This window comes from Aliivibrio sp. 1S128 (genome assembly GCF_001691065.1).
GTDB lineage: Bacteria > Pseudomonadota > Gammaproteobacteria > Enterobacterales > Vibrionaceae > Aliivibrio.
Map to the genome: position 1 here is coordinate 142,540 of NZ_MAJV01000014.1, position 19,635 is coordinate 162,174.

Here is a 19,635-nt window from a genome sequence, read left to right on the forward strand (position 1 = left end):
TATACTACTAATAATGAGGAGGAACGATCCTAGCATGATGGCTCAATTGGAATGTTGTTCTAATTATAGTAGGAAGAGTATCTTAAGATTGAAAGTAAAACGAGGATAAGTCTCATAAAAAAAAGAGAAACTACCATTATTGATAATTTCTCTTAGATATTAATGATCTACATCTATTTTTATTGTATTACAGTTTTATGCATTACATCGCCAATTTGAACACTATTAATAAGCTGTGGTTGATTTATTACCAACTCAGCATTCTGCTCATAGACGCGTTCAACGGTTAATGTGATGTCGGTTTTTGCCACTTTATTACGTGGCAGACCATTTTGATCAATAAATGAACCGGTATGCCAAAGATCTAATTTATCACCTTTGTTAACGCCATGAATACGACCAAGATCCATTGTGATGCGATTGTTATTAATGCTGACAACTTGTGGGAGAGTAATCTTACAAGCAAATTGGTTTTCAAGATCCAGCATCATATCGCGATTTACTCGAAGAACCATTTCTCCATAAGCTGAAGTCCAAAAACGAGCACTCTGAGTGTCGACTTCGCTTGTTTTTGGAAAATCCCACAGGGCAACTTCACGGTAATTATTGTTATAAATCGTTTGCCCTGTTTTACCATCTAATACAGCCACATCGATAGCGAATTGACGATTTATCGTATCTTTTTTCAATAAATTTTGATCAATCGTTGCACTTAGGTCTGTAATATTCCCAGAGAAAATATATTGAGCGCCATGATCTTCTGCGATCATTTTTGCCACTTCTGGTTGACGTTTTTCAATTCGTATATGGGAGGTACCAACAGAAATAAAGCTTTGTGATTCTTTATCTAATTGGCGAGAAAAAACGGTACTTAGATCTTCGCCTAATTTGTAAACTTTTCCCATTACTGCTTGTTGTGGGGAGTCTACCGTTATTTCACTTGTCATTATTGTTTTCTTGTATTGACCAACATGGCAACTGTTTGCCGAAGGGTAAATATCAATACGAGCAGTGATGTATAACTTCCCGTTTTTTTTCTTCTCTTTTACTACTTCAATGCTGCGAATTTCACTACCACTAAATTGATAGCGCTTTTCATCATTCTCAAAGAAGACTTTAAGATCATTTAAACGGCTAATGTCCGCCCCTGAAAATAGCATAGCTTGATAAGCGGCATCTTCTAGTGCATGAGGTCTTGCCGCATTTTTGCTGGTTAAGACACTTGCTGAGCCAGTTACTTCAAACCACTCAGCATTAGCTGGTGATGTGTAACTTATTGTTAATATTGATGTAAGTAAAAAAAATATTCTTTTCATTGTTGCTATCTGCCAAGTAGGTATGAAATTTGCTAACTAATATTTGTTGATTGATAAAAGTACTTACAAATTGCGTTTCCTAAACTACTGCAATTTTTGTTCCTAGTTTAAATTTGACGCTTAAATCAAATGAGTAAGTACATAAAAACATTATCTGGAGATAATAGAATGAGAGTATTAGTTGTAATTTTGCTGTCTATGGTGATAAGTGCCTGTGCATATTCACCTATTTATAATGGTAAAGAACCTTATAACGGCAGCCCATTTATGTTGGCCGATACACCTCGACATACAATGGATTACTTTGTTGAAAGTTTAACTGAACAATTGGTCACATCGAATACGACATTGTCGGCACGATCACCTATTGCTATCACATCTTTTGTTGATTTACAGCAGATGGATCAAACCAACTGGTTAGGTAACTCAGTAACCGAAGGATTTATGTTTCAGTTACAACGCCGTGGTTTTAAGGTGATTGATTATAAAACAACGGGTAATATTCGCGTCACTCAACAGGGTGATTTTGCGTTTAGTCGTGATTGGAAAGAGTTAGTACAAGAACAGCAGGTTGATTACGTATTAACAGGCACCATGCTTCGCCAAGATGGTGGTGTGTTAATTAATGCTCGTATTATCGGCATGCAAACACGAATTGTTGTTGCATCGGCACAAGGTTTCCTTCCAGCGGATCGAATTGGCCGTGATTTAGACACACTAAACACCATGCGTATGGAAGATGGTGTTCTTATTCGTTCTGATGTAAAAAAAGCAGAGCGTAATACCATTATTTTACGCCCATAGGAGATCTAATGATGAAACATTGGTTTTTAGTTGCATTATTAATCTTAGTTGGTTGCCAGCCTTTAGGTGTTATGCGTGAAAGTGACCATTTAAGTGCTATCGGATATGCGAGTATTAGTGAGCAGTCTGGTCAGAATATTGATGAAAAACGCATTCGTGCCATGCGAGCGTCAAAGGTTGATGCTTATCGTGAACTCGCAGAGCAAGTGTATGGAATGCGTATTAGTGGTAAGGTTGAAATGAATGATCAACAATTGGGTGAAGAAACCACCAGTGCAGGGGTTGATGGTATTATTCGCGGTGCGGAAGTAGTTCGAACATACCCTGTTGGAGATAGCTACGTAACAGAATTAAAATTAGATTTAAAGAAAATGGAACGTATGAAAAATCAAGGTCAGGTTTATGACGTACCATCAACACAGAGAAAAACAACGTTATTCTAATTAGTAAATAAATACTCTCATTCGACATATTTGCCCTTGGCGCTTTTAGCTCCGAGGGCTTTTTTATGGGGGAGATAAGGGCTAGAGTTTACCCTAACTACATAAGTTATGGGTGAGTAAGAGATAGGAACAGCAGGAGTTAGGTTTTAGTCAAAGGTAAAAGGGCAGATAGTACTGTGCCGTATATCGAGGCTCATTATTGATACTTGGGAAAGTTGAGAAGGTTAGGCTTTTATGTTGGTGCCTAGCGTTGTGATATTGCGAGTTTGGCCTTCTGCTGTATATGTCATGCCATTTTTACCGCGGCTTTGCTGCATTAAGTTGTTTAACTTATTGAAACTTAGTTGTGCGCGTTGAAGTGCTTCACCATTGATCACATTTTCTTCTTTGCAGTCGTGAATGATAGATTTAATCTCAATCACTTTTTCATTTAATGCATTGTCTTCAGAAAGAAGTTGTCTTTCCGCATGGCTGCCTAATAGTTGGTCATATTGGCGTAATTGGTTTAGTAACCCCAATTTATCGTGAGCGATATTCTCCATTTCTGTTGGTTTTCTACTTGCAATTGCCACCTTCTCTCGGCTAAGAACTGTCGAAAGCGATAATGCAACACTGCGTTGTAGATCCAATAATTCAGTTAATGTTTGAGCCATGTTGTCTCTATATTAAAATGTACACAAAGAAAAAAGTAACCAGCCTAGGTTATAGGCCGGCTAATTCATCTTCAAATTTAATCATGTTGTCTGCTAGACGCTCAGGATCAACAGAATAAGAGCCATTTGCAATTGCGGCTTTAATTGCGGCTACTTTATCTTCATTAAAAGAAGGTTCAGTGGCCAGTTGTTGGTGCATCTTGCCAATTTCTTTTCCTTGATTGCTCAAAGACACAGCATCCATTTTTGCAGGCACAGTCGATGTTGGATTCGTTGGTGTTTTATCACCGGAATCGACACGACTCTGATTACGTAATGTTGCCATCGCTTGGCTAGCACGTAGTTGGTCAATACTTGTCATATATTCAAGCCTTTTAGCCGGTTAATACATTTTCATAATCTATCTATCGGCTGTCAAAAAATTAACTTAAGCAAATAATGAAGTTTTTTGACGCTTTTCCCATTATTTTTAAACTTTAGTAAACTAAGCATAAATAATGCCACAATAATCATATCGGCGCTAAGTAAAAGAAGTTTAGGGAAATATCTAATAGTTAACTAACAATTACGTATTATTTTTTAAAAACGAATACTAATCTCACCTACCGCGGTAACGATGCCGCTAACGATGCGTTTAGATTTGTCATTTTTAACATTTACTTTATCACCAAGAGCCCCATCACCCAGTGCGGTTCCCTTAGTTAAGATGCTTAATTCACCTTTCTCAGCTTTAATTATAACACTGTCGTTACGACACACCATACAGATGTCGTTTTTTTCGACAACGTCGCCAGCTCTTACACTGCGTTTAATTCTTGAACCGATAAGTTCATTAGGATTAGCATAGCCGCCACGTCGATAAGTTCGACTATTTACAAGAGTTAAGGTTAAATCGTTACTTGATATTGAGTGCCCTTTAGATAAAGAGGACAGAGCAGTAACTAATGGCATCATTAATTCTGTTTTTACAGGAACATACACTTTCCAATCGTCTGGTTGGCATTCAATTAAAACGGACGTATTACCACTTGTATTTAATCGGCCAGGCAAAGAGGCGCTCAATGGTATTGGGCAATCTGTTGCGTAAATTCGGCTGTCAATTCGAGCAGCTTCGATAGTCATAGTTCCACTTTTAGGGAGTTCAATTTGCGCTTGAATGAACGATTCTGCCGTGTGTTTTATGCTGCTTAATTGATCGTCCGTGGCTGCATACGCAATAGTATTAAAGAAACTTATAAATAGGCCGATAAGACTTATAAGTCGATAAAAAGTGGTTCTGGAATCACGTATTTTTATTATCATATTTTTATTATAAAATGCCATAGGGTATATCGTGTTCTTAATGGGGTTATGTTAGGCTCACGGTTCATTGATAATGGCACAAGATGGAGTCATATATGACAGGTATACTGGATTCGGTGAATCAGCGCACACAACTTGTTGGACAAAACCGCTTAGAACTACTTACTTTCCGTCTTATGGGACGTCAACGTTATGGTATTAACGTTTTTAAAGTAAAAGAAGTATTACAGTGTCCGAGATTGACTTCAATACCAAATTTAAATCCCTTAGTAAAAGGAATTGCTCACATTCGAGGTCAAACGATCTCTGTGATTGATTTAAGTCTTGCTACTGGTGGGCGAGCAACAACCGATATCGATAAATGTTTTATTATCATTTCAGAATTCAACCGTACTATTCAGGGCTTTCTTGTTAAGTCAGTCGAACGTATCGTTAATATGCATTGGGAAGCTATCTTGCCACCACCGCAGGGTACCGGGCGCGCAAATTATTTAACCGCAGTAACCAACATTGATGATGAATTAGTTGAAATTTTAGATGTAGAGAAGATTTTATCTGAAATTGCACCTATTGATGAAACGATTAGCGAAGAATTAGTTGAAGAAATGGCAGTAATTAGCCCTGAAATTGTACGTAGAGTATTAATTGCAGATGATTCAAGTGTTGCTCGTAAACAAGTGCAACGAGCTGTTCAATCGATTGGTTTTGAAACCATAATGGTAAAAGACGGTAAAGAAGCACTAAATAGATTAGTTGACATGGCCAATGAAGGCAGTATTTATGAGCAAATTGGTCTGGTAATATCTGACGTAGAAATGCCAGAGATGGACGGTTATACACTAACGGCAGAAATTCGTCGTGAACCCGCACTGAAAGACTTGCATGTTATATTGCATACCTCTTTAAGTGGTGTATTTAACCAAGCCATGGTTGAGCGTGTAGGTGCAAACCAATTTATTGCAAAATTTAATCCAGATGAACTGGGTGCCGCTGTGAAAAGAGCGGTTGAAAAATAAAGTTTACCTGTTATTTTGTCACCTATAACTAAAGTGACATTCATTTTTATGTGGAAATTTATTCGTTAATGACAACTATAACTATCAACGAACAAGAATATCGTGATTTTAGCCGATTTCTTGAGTCTCAATGTGGCATTGTTCTTGGTGACAGTAAGCAATATTTAGTGAGAAGCCGACTGAGCCCTTTGGTTGCTAAGTTTTCATTAGCTTCATTGTCTGATTTATTAAAGCTGGTTGTTTCTGGTCGTAATCGTGAATTACGCGTTGCAGCAGTTGATGCAATGACAACAAATGAAACGTTATGGTTTAGAGACGGTTACCCGTTTACGGTATTGTCTGATAAATTACTGCCTGAATTAGCGGCAAACCGTCGCCCATTAAAAATTTGGTCAGCGGCAAGTTCATCTGGTCAAGAACCTTACTCGATGGGCATGATTATTTCTGAAATTCAAGCACGTAAGCCGGGGTTTCTTCCAAACATTAGCATTACAGCAACTGATATTTCACCATCAATGCTAGAAAGCTGCAAAGCAGGCGTTTACGATAATCTGGCATTAAGTCGTGGTTTATCGCCTGAGCGTCGTCGTGCTTTTTTTGAAGATTCAGGTGATGGAAAAATGAAAATTAACGATAAAATTAAACGTATGGTTAATTTCCGCCCTCAAAATTTAATGGACAGCTATAGCTTACTTGGTAAATTTGACATTATTTTCTGTCGCAACGTGTTGATCTATTTTGCTCCAGATATGAAAGCGAAAGTGTTAAATCAGATGGCGGCAAGTCTTAACCCTGGTGGGTATTTATTGCTTGGTGCGTCAGAGTCACTAACGGGTTTGACCGATAAATTTGAAATGGTTCGCTGTAATCCAGGAATTATTTATAAGCTTAAATAATTACATTTGAGTATTTTATGAACAAAAAGCGGCTTAGGTCGCTTTTTTTGTGCCTAAAACTCAGGTTCGGCATGTTAATTGCTATATTTTCATTAGTAGTACGTCAATCTGCTTGTTGAATAACAAAGTTGGCATACAGGTTGCTATATAGAAATTATATATACTGCTAGTCAGTTCTTGTGGAGGGTTTGAAATGGCAATTTCTTTTGATAACGCATTAGGTATTCATCAGTACACGGTAGGAGTTCGCTCTGAACGTGCTGAAATGCTAGCGACCAACATCGCTCAAGCAAATACACCTGGCTATAAAGCAAAAGGGATGGATTTTCAAAAAGCAATGCAGTCGGCAACATCGAAGGCAAGCATGGGGCTTAGCCGTACCGATGGTCGGCACATCAATGCCTCAACACGAGTGGCAGGGGAGATTCAATACCGTGTACCAACTCAACCAGATACAGGAGATGGCAACACGGTAGATGTGGATTTGGAGCGTAATTTATTTATGCAAAACCAACTTCGTCATCAAGCATCATTGGAATTTTTAGGTAGCAAATTCAAAAACCTAACCAAAGCAATTAAAGGGGAATAGAGATGAGCTTATTTAATGTTTTTAACGTTACAGGTTCTGCCATGAGTGCAGAGTCAGTTCGTCTTAATACCACTTCAAGTAATATGGCAAATGCCGACAGTGTAAGTAGCTCTGCTGCTGAAACGTATAAGGCTCGCCAAGCTGTCTTTGGTGCGGAATTGAGTAAAGCGAAATACAACCAAGATCATACTGTTCCAGTAAAAGTTCTTGGTATTGTAGAAAGCCAAAAACCGTTGCGTGCAGAATATAATCCTGACCACCCTATGGCAAATGACGATGGTTATATTTTTAAACCAAACGTTAATGTGATGGAAGAAATGGCAAATATGATCTCTGCTTCTCGTTCATACCAAACGAATGTTCAAGTAGCAGATGCGAGTAAACAAATGTTGCAGAGTACTCTGCGAATGGGTCAATAAGGATAGGAGGTAGCTATGACTGGAATCAATAACGTTGGTCAAAACGGCTTGTCCTACATCGACCAGCTTAAAAGTCTTCAAGAGGCAAATAAGCCTGAAAAGACCACTGGTGGTAAAAATGAACTGAAGCAAGAAGACTTCCTTTCATTATTAACCAAACAGTTGTCTCAACAAGACCCGTTTAAGCCGGTTGAAAACGATCAAATGATTGCTCAAATGGCATCATTTGCAACCGTTGATGGTATTGGCAAGATGAATACACAGTTTGATAGCTTGAATTCATCAATGACATCTAACCAAGCATTACAAGCGTCTTCGCTTGTAGGCCGTGATGTTCTAGTACCTGGCGCTAAAGGCTTAAAAGAAGCAGATAAAAGTATGGCGGCAATGGTTAAATTGCCACAATCAATTAATAACCTAATGGTTCGTGTTGAAAACGAGCAAGGTCAATTAATTCGTACTTTAGATGTGGGCGCTAAACCTGCTGGCGACACTCGTGTTGAGTGGGACGGCAAAGATGAAAAAGGCAATGCAATGCCTGCTGGTCGCTACAGTATTAAAGCGGCGGGCGTGCTTGATGGAGAAAACAAAGAATTTGGCGTATCAACATACGCTAACGTCAACAGTGTTCTTCTAGGCAAAGGCGATGGCAATGTTCTGCTTAATCTTGCTGGCTTTACCTCACCTATGAAACTAGCAGAAGTGTTAGAAGTAGGTAAGGCGTAAAAGGGCGAATATTCAGTGCAGCATTTTAGCTGCCTGAATACTCCCATTTATAGTGAAATTCATTAAATAGAGCTATGCCAATTCCTTTAACATTCCCAATGACGGTGATCGTTAATGGAATTGGAAATCATCAGCGTAGCTAGATAGGAGATATCAAATGTCATACGTAGCATTAAGTGGTCTAGCCGCTGCTCAAAAAGACTTAAACACAACATCAAACAACTTGGCGAATGCCAATACATTTGGCTTTAAAGAATCTCGTGCAGAGTTTGGTGATGTGTATTCCTCATCATTATTTTCTAATGCAAAAACCACAACTGGTGGTGGTGCACAAACCACAAAAATTGCTCAGCAATTCCATGAAGGTTCTAGTATTTATACGAATAATCCAATGGATTTACGTATTTCTGGTCAAGGTTTTTTTGCGGTGGCAAAAGATCGTTTGCAACCAGCGACAAATGAATTAAGCCGTAATGGTGCGTTTCACTTAGATAATGAAAACTATATGACGACATCAAATGATGAGTTTTTATTAGGTTATTCAGTTGATCCTGAATCAGGAAACGTATCGTCTTATGAGCCAAAAGCACTTAAGATCCCAGATCAATTTGGTAAACCAAAAGCAACTGAAAATGTACAAATTGGAATGAACTTACCAGCGACAGAAGTACCAAAAGACCCCGCTCTTTTTGATATGAACGATCCAGATACTTATAATAAAGCAACGTCAGTAACGACGTATGATTCATTAGGTCAACCATACAAAATGACGACGTATTACGTAAAAGATGCAACACAACCAAATCGCTGGAATGTGTTTTATTCTTCAACGGATACTGAAGGTGAAAAAGCCGTAAACATTAATGCGGGTGATGCAACAAATGCGGCTGGTCAAGTTGGTCATTCTATTATCTTTAATAATGATGGTACGACTCAAAGTGTGAATGCTGGACAACCTGTCACGACAACAACATTAGGTTCTAATGGTTTGAACTTAAATGGCGCAGATACAGAACAAACGTTAACCATGGAATTTGATAATCCAACTCAATTCTCCGCCCCGTTTGAAATACGTCGTTTCAGTGAAGACGGTGCAACAACGGGTTACTTATCAAAAGTAGATATTGATAAGAGCGGTAACATTGTAGGGTCTTATTCAAACGGAAAAGACGTGACTCTTGGTCGTGTGGCAATGGTTCGTGTTACTAACCAGCAAGGCCTTGCACAAAATGGTGGTACGCAGTGGTCTACGACACAAGCGTCTGGTGCTGCAATTTGGGGTGAAGCAAACCAAGGTTCATTTGGTGATATTCAAAGTGGTACGTTAGAGCAATCAAACATCGATATGACTCAAGAGTTAGTTGATTTGATTTCTGCACAGCGTAACTTCCAAGCGAACTCTCGTTCACTGGATGTACATAACCAACTGCAACAAAACATCCTACAAATTCGTTAATTTAAACGAAATTATCTTTACAGAATTGCCGTCAGCCTTGACGGCAATTTTTTACCCAGATTATTTGCCTCTTATTCTCGTTTCCTTTCCTCTTTATTTATTTAAACGCTATATATCTCACTTAATAATTAATTAACTGTATGAAAATAAAGGTTAATTAAAGTTGGCACACTCATTGCTATTATAACTTCAGATAGATTATTGGAGTTCATTATGGATCGCGCATTATTTTTAGCCATGAGTGGCGCAAAGCAAAACATGCAAGCTATGCAGCTTAGCTCAAACAACCTTGCTAACGTAAGCACTACAGGCTTTCGTGCGGATTTAGAGCAAGCGCGTTCAATGCAAGCGTATGGCGAAGGTTTGCCTACTCGTGTATTTAGTATGACTGAGCGTCCAGGCAGCAGTTTTTCTCAAGGCTCAGTGATTACTACTGGTCGTGATTTAGATTTAACTATCGAGGGTGATGGTTGGATTTCGGTTATGGATAACACAGGCCGTGAAGGCTTAACTCGTGCCGGTAATCTAAAAATTGATGAAACGGGTTTATTAATGAATGGCAGCGGCCACCTAGTATTAGGTGAGAATGACGCGCCAATTACGTTACCGCTTCCGATCTCAAAAATTCAAATTGCAAAGGACGGCACTATCTCTGTTCTTGAGCAAGGCGCCCCAGCCGAAGCAATGGCTGAAGTTGACCGCATTAAATTAGTTCGTACCGATAATCGCGATTTATTTAAAGACACGAATGGTTTGTTCCGTTCAAAAAATCCTAATAATGCATTTCAAGCGGATGCGGGTGTCACCGTATTAAAAGGCGCATTAGAAGGCAGTAACGTTAATGCCGTAGGTGAGATGACCAATTTAATTGATTTGCAGCGTCAGTTTGAAATGCAAGTCAAGATGATGAGTACCGCTGAAGAGATGGATAAAGCTTCAGACTCATTATTACGTATGGGTTAATTGACCAATTAACTTGATTAACTTAATACATTAAAGAATTTAGAGGAATACACAATGAATCCAGCATTATGGGTAAGTAAAACAGGGTTAGACGCACAACAAACGAATATTGCGACTATTTCAAATAACTTGGCGAATGCCTCTACGGTTGGTTTTAAAAAGAGCCGTGCCGTATTTGAAGATCTGTTTTACCAAAACGTCAACCAAGCCGGTGCTCAATCAACGCAAAATACTGAGCTACCAACAGGTTTAATGCTTGGTTCTGGTTCTAAAGTTGTGGCAACACAAAAAGTATTTACGAACGGCAATGCACAAACCACCTCGAACGGCATGGATATGATGATCGAAGGTAAAGGCTTTTTCCAAGTAACGATGCCAGATGGCAACATTGGTTACTCTCGTAATGGTCAATTTACCTTAAATGATGAGGGCGCAATCGTAACAACGGGCGCTGGCTATCGTTTAGAACCTGAGATTGTTGTTCCTGAAGATGCAATCAACGTGACAGTGGGTACTGATGGTGAAGTGTCTGTTCGTCTGCGTGGACAACAAGATAACCAAGTTATTGGTCAAATCACAACGGTTGATTTCATTAACCCAGGCGGACTAGAGCCTGTAGGTCAAAACCTTTACTTACCAACAGGCGCAAGTGGTGATCCACAAGAAGGTACTCCCGGTCTAGAAGGTTTAGGTGCAATTCGTCAATCTATGCTTGAAGCATCAAACGTAAACGTAACTGAAGAACTAGTAAACATGATTGAAGCACAACGTGTTTATGAAATGAACTCTAAAGTAATCTCTGCTGTTGATAAGATGGCAAGCTTTGTTAACCAACAATTGTAATTGGTGATTAAGATGAAACGTCTTCTTTGTTTATTGATGCTAACCGCTTTAACTGGCTGTGAATCATTATTGGTACGAAACCCAAGCTTACAAGAAAGTGAAGTGACTTCAGCGACCACAAATGTAGATGCTGTGGAAGGTGACAAAGCAAAAGAAGAAAGTGGTGGCATTATTGATACCCTTCGTGGTCGTAATGATCCCATCTCTGGTGATCCAGCATGGGCTCCGATTCATCCTAAAGAAAAACCAGAACATTACGCAGCAGCGACAGGATCATTATTTAACACAGATCATGCTCAAGACATGTACGATGACACTAAGCCTCGTGGTTTAGGTGATATTGTTACTGTCACGCTTGCTGAGAATACCAAAGCGGCAAAAAGTGCCGATGCCGAATTATCAAAAAAAAATGACTCAAGTATGGATCCACTGCAAGTCGGTGGGCAAGAGCTACAAATGGGTGGCCAATATAACTTCTCTTACGAATTATCAAACGATAATAACTTTACGGGTAATACCTCTGCAAACCAAAGCAACAGCTTAAGTGGCTCAATTACGGTAGAAGTGATTGAAGTATTATCAAATGGTAACTTATTGATCCGCGGTGAGAAGTGGCTAACACTTAATACGGGAGATGAATATATTCGTTTGAGTGGCACTATTCGTCCTGAAGACATTAATTTTGATAACACCATCGCATCAACCCGAATTTCAAACGCACGTATCCAATATTCTGGTACGGGTGATCAACAAGATATGCAAGAACCTGGATTCTTGGCACGATTCTTTAATGTAGCACTGTAATAATGACGAATCGTTGGAGTTTTGACGTGAAGAAAAACCTAGTTACCTTAATTCTTACTTGGTTATGCCTAAGTATCTCTACTGCACAAGCGGCACGTATTAAAGACGTGTCAGAAGTAGCGGGAGTTCGTAGTAACCAATTAATCGGCTATGGTTTGGTTTCTGGTTTGCCGGGAACGGGTGAATCAACCCCATTTACCGATCAAAGCTTTAATGCCATGTTGCAAAACTTCGGTATTCAATTGCCACCAGGCACAAAGCCAAAAACAAAAAACGTAGCGGCCGTAATGGTCACCGCGACATTGCCAGCCTTTTCAAAACAAGGCCAAGTGGTTGATGTTACGGTTTCTTCTGTTGGTTCAGCAAAGAGTTTACGTGGTGGTACTTTACTGCAAACGTTCTTAAAAGGTTTAGATGGTAAGACCTACGCCATTGCACAAGGTAATCTAATCGTAAGTGGCTTTAGTGCAACGGGTGCGGATGGTTCTAAAATTGTTGGTAATAACCCAACAGTAGGCCGTATCTCTGGTGGCGCAATGGTTGAACGTGAAGTTCCCTCTCCATTTGGACGTGGTGATTTCATTACTTTCAATTTATTAGAGTCTGATTTTACGACGGCTCAGCGCATGGCTGATGCAGTAAATAATTTCTTAGGGCCAAATATGGCGTCAGCGATTGATGCGACATCAGTGCGAGTTCGTGCTCCGCGTGATATCAGCCAACGCGTGGCTTTCTTATCAGCCGTTGAGAATGTCGATTTCGATCCAGCCGATGGTTCTGCAAAAATTATCGTTAACTCACGTACAGGCACTATTGTTGTAGGCAAGCACGTTAAATTAAAAGCGGCGGCAGTCACTCACGGTGGTATGACCGTGGCGATTAAAGAAAATCTACAAGTGAGCCAACCGGGGCCATTTAGCGATGGCCAGACAGTCGTTACGCCAGATTCAGACATCGAAGTAACGGAAGAACAAGGTAAAATGTTTAAGTTTGAACCGGGTTTAACGTTAGATGATTTAGTTCGAGCGGTGAATGAAGTGGGGGCAGCGCCTTCTGATTTAATGGCGATTCTTCAAGCATTAAAACAAGCCGGTGCAATTGAAGGCCAATTGATCATTATTTAATGTTCTTGATACATAGTTAAATAATTACAGGAAACGCACTTCTTCGGAGGTGCGTTTTTTTTGGCATTAAACTTGCTCTGTTAGTAATGTAGAGAGAGTCGATTTATTACCCTGATTAAAAAGAGTAAGCGTAAAGATGAATAATTCAGTAAATATGACAGACGTAGGTTTTATCCATGATGTGGGTGGCCTAGATAAATTACGTAAAAGTGCGGTTAATGGCGATCAAGAAAGCCAAGACAAAGCGCTGCGTGCTGCGGCTGAGCAATTTGAATCCATCTTTACACAAATGCTTTTTAAATCAATGCGTAATGCGAATAGTTCATTTAAATCAGATATGATGAGCAGTGATAATCAGCAGTTTTTTGAACAAATGCGAGATGATCAAATGTCGACTGAATTATCGAAAAAAGGATCGCTGGGTTTAGCCGATATGATCGTGGCTCAACTTGGTGCATCACTGAATCAAGAGCCTCCAGTACATAACGGCAAGAATTTAGAGCAAGATGCACGCATGGCAATGCGCAAAGCGGCAACAGATGAAACGTTACGTTTACCGGTTGATTATTCATATCCCAAGGGATCTGAAGCGAAACAAGCATCGCAAGTGGAATCACCAGCCATTACACAGTTAGAAAAAGCATTGGCAGCAAGACCTGTGCAACAACCACAGAAATTTGATTCTCCTCAACAGTTTGTTGAGACCATGAAACCGTATGCAGAAAAAGCCGCAAAAGCGTTAGGTGTTGATTCAAATGTTCTTATTGCTCAAGCCGCATTAGAAACTGGCTGGGGTAAGAAAGTGATTCAAAATTCGGTGGACTCAAGTCATAACTTATTCAACATTAAAGCGGATAGAAGCTGGCAGGGTGATAAGATCGCTAAAAACACCTTGGAGTATCACGATAATATCGCAGTGACAGAGAATGCCGCCTTCCGTTCATACGATAATTATGAAGAAAGTTTCAGTGATTTTGTTCGTTTCTTAAATCAAAACCCACGTTATGAACGTGCACTGCAGCAGACTCAAAGCTCTGAAAGCTTTATTAAAGGCATTCACAGTGCGGGTTATGCAACAGACCCAAATTATTCAGATAAAGTAATGAGTGTAATGAAAACGGTAGAAAGTCTCACTAAATAACGTTAATTACCTTATAAAAATCCTGCCTCTTATAATAAGCTGCAGGATTTTTTTGTTCTTGCCGCTTAAATAAAGGAAAGAGGCAAAGAAAGGCAATAAAATAGACTAGGAAGAGGCAATAAGGCGTCGTAATGATTGTTTTATCTTCTATTTTATTGATATTAAATAAAATAAAAGTTGGCACATTGATTGCTATATTAGATTCGTTAGGAAATATTTATCGCATCTTTTATAGAGTTTTGGAGGCTACATGGGACTTGATATGCTACATCTGGGTACACAAGGTGTGCTTACGGCGCAGCGTCAACTGAATACGACCAGTCACAATATTAACAACGTTAATACTGAAGGCTTTAGTCGTCAATCGGTTGTTCAAGAAACCAATATGCCTCATTGGATGTCAGGTGGAAACCTCGGCGCAGGCGTGCACGTTGCCGCTGTGCGACGTTCGTTTGATCAGTTCGCAATAAATGAACTGAATTTATCGACAACCAATTTAAACTACTCTATGGATACAGAAGCAAATCTTGATGTTCTAACGAATATGATGTCGTCTATTGGCGCTAAACGTATTCCAGAAAACATCAATGATTGGTTTGATGCCGTAAAAACCCTTGCTGATAGCCCTAACGAAATCGGTGCGCGTAAAGTAGTCCTAGAAAAATCACGTCTTGTTTCACAAAGCTTAAATGACTTTTATGAAAACGTACGTCAACAAAACTCAGACGTAAATAAAAAGATGGATCTAACGGTAGAGCGTATGAATGGTATCGCTCTCGAGTTAAAAGAAATTAACCAAATGATGGTCAAGACCCCAGGTCCGCACAATGACCTAATGGATCGTCATGAAAAGTTAATTAAAGAACTGTCTCAATACACAAAAGTGACCATTACTAAGCGTGATAACGAGAATTCATTCAATGTCTTAATTGGTGGTGGACACATGTTAGTGTCTGGTACTCATGCAAGTGAATTGAAAATGATAGCAGGGACTCCTGACCCATTACAGCGTCGACTAGCGATGATTGAAGGTAAGGGGATGAAAGCGATTCAGCATGACAGTATTGGCGGTAAATTATCGTCGCTATTTGAATTGCGTGATAGCACAATCCCAACAATGATGGATGAATTAGGCCGAGTTGCTGTTGGTTTTAGCAGTGAAGTTAATCGCCTACAAAGCCAAGCTATTGATTTGCGAGGTCAAATTGGTGCAAATATTTTCTCTGATGTGAACTCAGAACAAGCCGCTTTTAGCCGTGCAATTGTTGAAGGTGATTCATCTGCTGAAGTCGGTGTATTTATTGATGATATTAGTCAATTAAAAGCCGGTGATTATGCTCTGAAGTATGACGGAAGCCAATATACCGTGACCCGACCTACTGGCGACGTACAGCGCTTAGACCCAACCGGTAACCCATCGACTTTTTTCTTAGACGGTATGCGAGTGGAAATTCGTGAACCACTCACTGCAGGTGAGCGTGTGTTACTTCGCCCAACGCGTACTGCGGCTGGTAACATGAAGCTTGAAATGAATGAAGCAGAAAAAATAGCCGCACAAAGCTATGCAAGCTCAGCAACATTTGCAACAGGTAATGCCAAATTTAAAGTATTACAATCGGGTGATTTAAAAGAGTTTCAAGTAGTCATTTCTCCTGCCGCAAATCAATTTGCAGTATTGGATATGAAAGGAAAGATGTTACTTGAACCACAAACGTATCCGCCAAAAGGTCCGGTAACCGTTGGTGGAACAACATTTGAATTGTCTGGTGGCGCAGCCGCAAATGATAAATTTGCAGCAAACCTCGTTCCATCAGAAGGTGATAACGGTAACTTACTGTTAATGCAAGGTCTTCAAACGCGTAAAGTGATGGATGAAGGTCGTTCAACGGTGATCGATTTATACCAAAACATGAATACAGAAGTTGGCCTTAAAAAAGCAACGGCATCTCGCTTATCTGAAGTTTCTCGTGTTGAAAATGAAGCCGCGCAAAGTCGTGTAGCTTCGGTTGCTGGCGTAAACTTAGATGAAGAAGCGGCAAATATGATGAAGTTTCAACAAGCGTACATGGCCTCTTCTCGGATCATGAAAGCGGCAGATGAGACGTTTAATACTATTTTGCAATTATCGTAACTAAGAGGCATTAGATATGTTAACTCGTATTTCAAGCTTTCATAATTACCAATCTGTACAGAATGATATTTCTCGTCAAGAAGCGAAAGTACATCAAAATAGTGCTCAATTAGCATCAGGTAAAAAGCTATTAACCGCAGGTGACGACCCCGTAGCTGCATTATACGCCCAAAACCTAACGCAAAAGAAAGAAGAATTACGCCAATACAGCGATACCATTATTTTAGCGCGTAACCGTTTAGAGCGTCATGAAGTTGCGATAGCTAATGCAGAGCAATTTGCTGATGATGCAAAACGCAGTGTTATGGAAATGATTAACGGTTCTCTTGCACCAGAAGACCGTTATGCTCATGCGCAAGACATTAAAGGTATAGCTGATAACTTTTTAAACCTAACCAATATGTTAGATGAATCAGGGAATTATTTATTCTCTGGTACCAAATCAAAAACACAACCATTTTTCCGTTCGAATGATGGAACCGTTGCTTATGCTGGTGATGAATATCAGCGTAGTTTGAAAGTGTCAGGTTCAATAGAAGTGGCTGTTAATGACTCGGGCAGTAAATTATTTACAGAAATTAAAAACCCATTTGGTGATTACGACCCACAATATTCATTGAAAGAAGGGTCTGAATTACTGCTGTCTAAAGCGACAAATACAAATTATACCGATCCTGCAACGTATGAAATCAGTTTTAATGCAGGTGCTGATGGTAAATATAATTACCAATTATCTAAAGATGGCAGTGCAGTGAAAACCGCTCAGTTTGATCCTGCTGATGGGATTAAGTATGAAGGGGTAGATATACAGATCCGTGGCCAGCTAAAAGCAGGCGATACGATTACTCTTGAACCAAAGAAAACGATTAGCGTTTTTGATTCTTTCAAAAAAGCACAAGAACTGGCATTAAATGATGTGTCTGATGCATCAAGTACGGCAGAGTTACATCAAGTGACGGATGAGTTTCATGCGGCATTTATTCACTTAAGCCAAGCACAGGCTGAAGTGGGAACAAGGCAAAATACACTTGATCAACAAGAAATGCAGCACCAAGATTTTGATTTAACGATATCTAAATCGTTAAGCTCTATCGAAGACTTGGATTATGCTCAAGCCGTGATTGAATTTAGCGAGAATACACGAGCTCTTCAGGCTTCTCAGCAAGCCTTTGGTAAAGTAAAAGACATTACTTTATTTAATTACGTGTAAATAAATAAGTTTGATAAAAAGCCTAGCTGTGAAGTTAGGCTTTTTTTATATGTTAGCCCTATGAATTATCAATATTCATAGGGGAAGTTCATTGCCGTTTTTTTGTTTTTTGCTTGAATAAAGTCAGAGAGATAAAAAGAAAAAACAGAGAGGCAAGGGCGGCAAATTAGCTTTTAAAGCGGCAATAAAATAAATGATATAAAAAATATCGATGAGGAATAAGGGTAATGCCCATATTTAACTTATTGATATTATATGCTTTAGTTGTTTTTTTTATTTAATGGCTATTTTTATTAAAGTTGGCACACCTTATGCTAATTATATAACTATGACTGAGACGCTCACAGTTTGCCAATGGTGAATAGTGGCATGGCAGGGGCAAGTGGGGTTCATCCCTTTGTTCTTTGTATGTCAGTCATTAATTTATGTATCCGTCTTGTCTTGGCATGAGATTTGATAGGTAAATTACATGACATTGAAAAACATTGGCCAATTGTGGCTGATATTTAACTATGAATTTTAAATATTTCTGAATAGAGCAGAAAGTAGATTTCGTGAAAACGAAGCTAAAGGAGAGCAACGATGGCTGTAAATGTAAATACTAACGTATCTGCGATGACTGCGCAGCGTTACCTAAATAACGCAACAAACGATCTAAATAACTCAATGGAGCGTTTGTCTTCAGGTACTAAAATCAACAGCGCAAAAGATGACGCTGCTGGTCTACAAATTTCTAATCGCTTAACAGCGCAGACTCGTGGTCTTGACGTTGCTATGCGTAATGCGAACGATGGTATCTCTATCGCTCAAACGGCTGAAGGTGCTATGGGCGAATCGACCAATATCCTTCAACGTATGCGTGATTTATCATTGCAAGCGGCAAACGGTTCAAACACAGATCAAGATCGCTCTTCAATTCAAGAAGAAGTGCATGCGCTTTCTGATGAACTAAACCGTATTGCAGAAACAACCTCTTTTGGTGGTCGTCGTCTACTTAACGGTACGTTCGGTGAATCTGCATTCCAAATCGGCGCAAACGCGGGTGAAGCCATTCTTATCGAATTAACGTCTGTACGTGCTGATGATAGCCGTATGGGTGGTCAACGTTTTGTTTCTGAAAACGGTAAAGGCGCTGATTGGGGTGTTGAAACTGGTAAAAATGACTTGAAATTAGAGTTCACTACTAAAAAAGGTGAAGCCGTTTCTATCGATATCAGTGCAAAAACTGGCGATGATATTGAAGAGCTAGCGACCTACATCAACGGTCAATCAGACAAGATATCTGCGTCTGTTGGTGATGACGGTAAACTTCAGCTGTTTGCTGCTGAACCCTCTATTCAAGGTGAGTTAACCGTGTCTGGTAACCTTGCTTCTGAGTTAGGTTTAACTGGCGGTGTTGGTACTAAAGCAACGGTTGATAAACTAGACGTAACATCAGTAGGTGATGCGCAAGTGTCTATCGGTGTTATCGATTCAGCATTAGCTTATATCGACCGTGAACGTGCGGATTTAGGTGCAAAACAAAACCGTTTAGGTCACAGCATCAATAACTTGTCTAACATTCAAGAGAATGTGTCTGCTTCTAATAGCCGAATCAAAGATACTGATTTTGCCAAAGAAACAACAAACATGACAAAAGCACAAATCCTTCAGCAGTCTAGTACGTCTATTCTTGCTCAAGCGAAACAGTTACCAAACGCTGCACTAACTTTACTGCAGTAATAGAGTAACTAGCAACAGTCATCTGAGTGAACAAGAGGTGCTCTCATCTCTCATCAACCTCTTGTTCATTTGATTGT

General features: G+C 39.6%; 20 protein-coding genes. 16 read left to right on the forward strand and 4 right to left on the reverse strand.

Annotation, left to right across the window (positions count from 1 at the left end; translation table 11 throughout):
- Nucleotides 1-179: 179 nt before the first annotated feature.
- A complete protein-coding gene (locus A6E03_RS04175; protein ID WP_065600224.1) occupies nt 180-1,316 on the reverse strand; it encodes a flagellar assembly protein FlgT in 1,137 nt (378 codons plus the stop codon).
- A 168-nt stretch (nt 1,317-1,484) separates the two neighbouring features.
- Between A6E03_RS04175 and A6E03_RS04180 the strand changes: the two genes are divergently transcribed.
- Together A6E03_RS04180 and A6E03_RS04185 are read left to right on the forward strand one after the other, a co-directional pair.
- Complete coding sequence (locus A6E03_RS04180) at nt 1,485-2,120, forward strand: FlgO family outer membrane protein (protein ID WP_065593837.1); 636 nt, start codon at nt 1,485-1,487, stop codon at nt 2,118-2,120.
- Nucleotides 2,121-2,128: 8 nt separating this feature from the next.
- On the forward strand, nt 2,129-2,563 hold the full coding sequence (locus A6E03_RS04185; protein ID WP_065600225.1) for an LPP20 family lipoprotein: 435 nt from the start codon (nt 2,129-2,131) through the stop codon (nt 2,561-2,563).
- 224 nt (nt 2,564-2,787) lie between these two features.
- On the opposite strand, the gene A6E03_RS04190 is transcribed toward A6E03_RS04185, so the two are convergent.
- From A6E03_RS04190 to flgA, 3 genes are all read right to left on the reverse strand, one after another.
- Nucleotides 2,788-3,216, reverse strand: a complete 429-nt coding sequence (locus A6E03_RS04190) for a flagella synthesis protein FlgN (RefSeq protein ID WP_065593835.1) — start codon at nt 3,214-3,216, stop codon at nt 2,788-2,790.
- A gap of 49 nt (nt 3,217-3,265) precedes the next feature.
- Nucleotides 3,266-3,577 (reverse strand): flagellar biosynthesis anti-sigma factor FlgM, encoded by a 312-nt coding sequence (gene flgM, locus A6E03_RS04195; RefSeq protein WP_065593834.1) that lies wholly within the window; start codon nt 3,575-3,577, stop codon nt 3,266-3,268.
- A gap of 218 nt (nt 3,578-3,795) precedes the next feature.
- Complete coding sequence (gene flgA / locus A6E03_RS04200) at nt 3,796-4,539, reverse strand: flagellar basal body P-ring formation chaperone FlgA (RefSeq protein ID WP_083190366.1); 744 nt, start codon at nt 4,537-4,539, stop codon at nt 3,796-3,798.
- A 74-nt stretch (nt 4,540-4,613) separates the two neighbouring features.
- Here flgA and A6E03_RS04205 point away from each other — a divergent pair, with 74 nt between their 5' ends.
- The 14 genes from A6E03_RS04205 to A6E03_RS04275 all read left to right on the forward strand — a co-directional run bounded on the left by A6E03_RS04205 (nt 4,614) and on the right by A6E03_RS04275 (nt 19,558).
- Nucleotides 4,614-5,534 carry a chemotaxis protein CheV gene (locus tag A6E03_RS04205; RefSeq protein WP_065593833.1) on the forward strand — a complete coding sequence of 307 codons (921 nt, stop codon included), beginning with the start codon at nt 4,614-4,616 and terminating at the stop codon, nt 5,532-5,534.
- A 68-nt stretch (nt 5,535-5,602) separates the two neighbouring features.
- Nucleotides 5,603-6,430 (forward strand): protein-glutamate O-methyltransferase CheR, encoded by an 828-nt coding sequence (locus tag A6E03_RS04210; RefSeq protein WP_065600226.1) that lies wholly within the window; start codon nt 5,603-5,605, stop codon nt 6,428-6,430.
- 193 nt (nt 6,431-6,623) lie between these two features.
- A complete protein-coding gene (gene flgB / locus A6E03_RS04215; RefSeq protein WP_065593831.1) occupies nt 6,624-7,019 on the forward strand; it encodes a flagellar basal body rod protein FlgB in 396 nt (131 codons plus the stop codon).
- Nucleotides 7,020-7,021: 2 nt separating this feature from the next.
- On the forward strand, nt 7,022-7,438 hold the full coding sequence (gene flgC, locus A6E03_RS04220; RefSeq protein ID WP_065593830.1) for a flagellar basal body rod protein FlgC: 417 nt from the start codon (nt 7,022-7,024) through the stop codon (nt 7,436-7,438).
- A gap of 15 nt (nt 7,439-7,453) precedes the next feature.
- On the forward strand, nt 7,454-8,164 hold the full coding sequence (flgD, locus tag A6E03_RS04225) for a flagellar hook assembly protein FlgD (RefSeq protein WP_065593829.1): 711 nt from the start codon (nt 7,454-7,456) through the stop codon (nt 8,162-8,164).
- Between the two features lie 157 nt (nt 8,165-8,321).
- Nucleotides 8,322-9,620 (forward strand): flagellar hook protein FlgE, encoded by a 1,299-nt coding sequence (gene flgE / locus A6E03_RS04230; RefSeq protein WP_065600227.1) that lies wholly within the window; start codon nt 8,322-8,324, stop codon nt 9,618-9,620.
- Between the two features lie 213 nt (nt 9,621-9,833).
- Nucleotides 9,834-10,583 (forward strand): flagellar basal body rod protein FlgF, encoded by a 750-nt coding sequence (locus A6E03_RS04235; protein WP_065600228.1) that lies wholly within the window; start codon nt 9,834-9,836, stop codon nt 10,581-10,583.
- A 54-nt stretch (nt 10,584-10,637) separates the two neighbouring features.
- On the forward strand, nt 10,638-11,426 hold the full coding sequence (gene flgG, locus A6E03_RS04240; RefSeq protein WP_065593826.1) for a flagellar basal-body rod protein FlgG: 789 nt from the start codon (nt 10,638-10,640) through the stop codon (nt 11,424-11,426).
- Between the two features lie 12 nt (nt 11,427-11,438).
- Nucleotides 11,439-12,230, forward strand: a complete 792-nt coding sequence (flgH, locus tag A6E03_RS04245) for a flagellar basal body L-ring protein FlgH (RefSeq protein ID WP_065593825.1) — start codon at nt 11,439-11,441, stop codon at nt 12,228-12,230.
- 2 nt (nt 12,231-12,232) lie between these two features.
- Nucleotides 12,233-13,354 (forward strand): flagellar basal body P-ring protein FlgI, encoded by a 1,122-nt coding sequence (locus A6E03_RS04250; protein WP_065593824.1) that lies wholly within the window; start codon nt 12,233-12,235, stop codon nt 13,352-13,354.
- A gap of 136 nt (nt 13,355-13,490) precedes the next feature.
- A complete protein-coding gene (gene flgJ / locus A6E03_RS04255; RefSeq protein WP_065593823.1) occupies nt 13,491-14,495 on the forward strand; it encodes a flagellar assembly peptidoglycan hydrolase FlgJ in 1,005 nt (334 codons plus the stop codon).
- 250 nt (nt 14,496-14,745) lie between these two features.
- Nucleotides 14,746-16,626, forward strand: a complete 1,881-nt coding sequence (flgK, locus tag A6E03_RS04265; RefSeq protein ID WP_065593821.1) for a flagellar hook-associated protein FlgK — start codon at nt 14,746-14,748, stop codon at nt 16,624-16,626.
- 16 nt (nt 16,627-16,642) lie between these two features.
- Nucleotides 16,643-17,836: a flagellar hook-associated protein FlgL gene (gene flgL / locus A6E03_RS04270; protein ID WP_065593820.1), complete on the forward strand. Its 1,194-nt coding sequence runs from the start codon at nt 16,643-16,645 to the stop codon at nt 17,834-17,836.
- Between the two features lie 582 nt (nt 17,837-18,418).
- Nucleotides 18,419-19,558, forward strand: coding sequence for a flagellin (locus A6E03_RS04275; RefSeq protein ID WP_065593819.1), 1,140 nt, complete (start codon nt 18,419-18,421; stop codon nt 19,556-19,558).
- Nucleotides 19,559-19,635 lie beyond the last annotated feature (77 nt).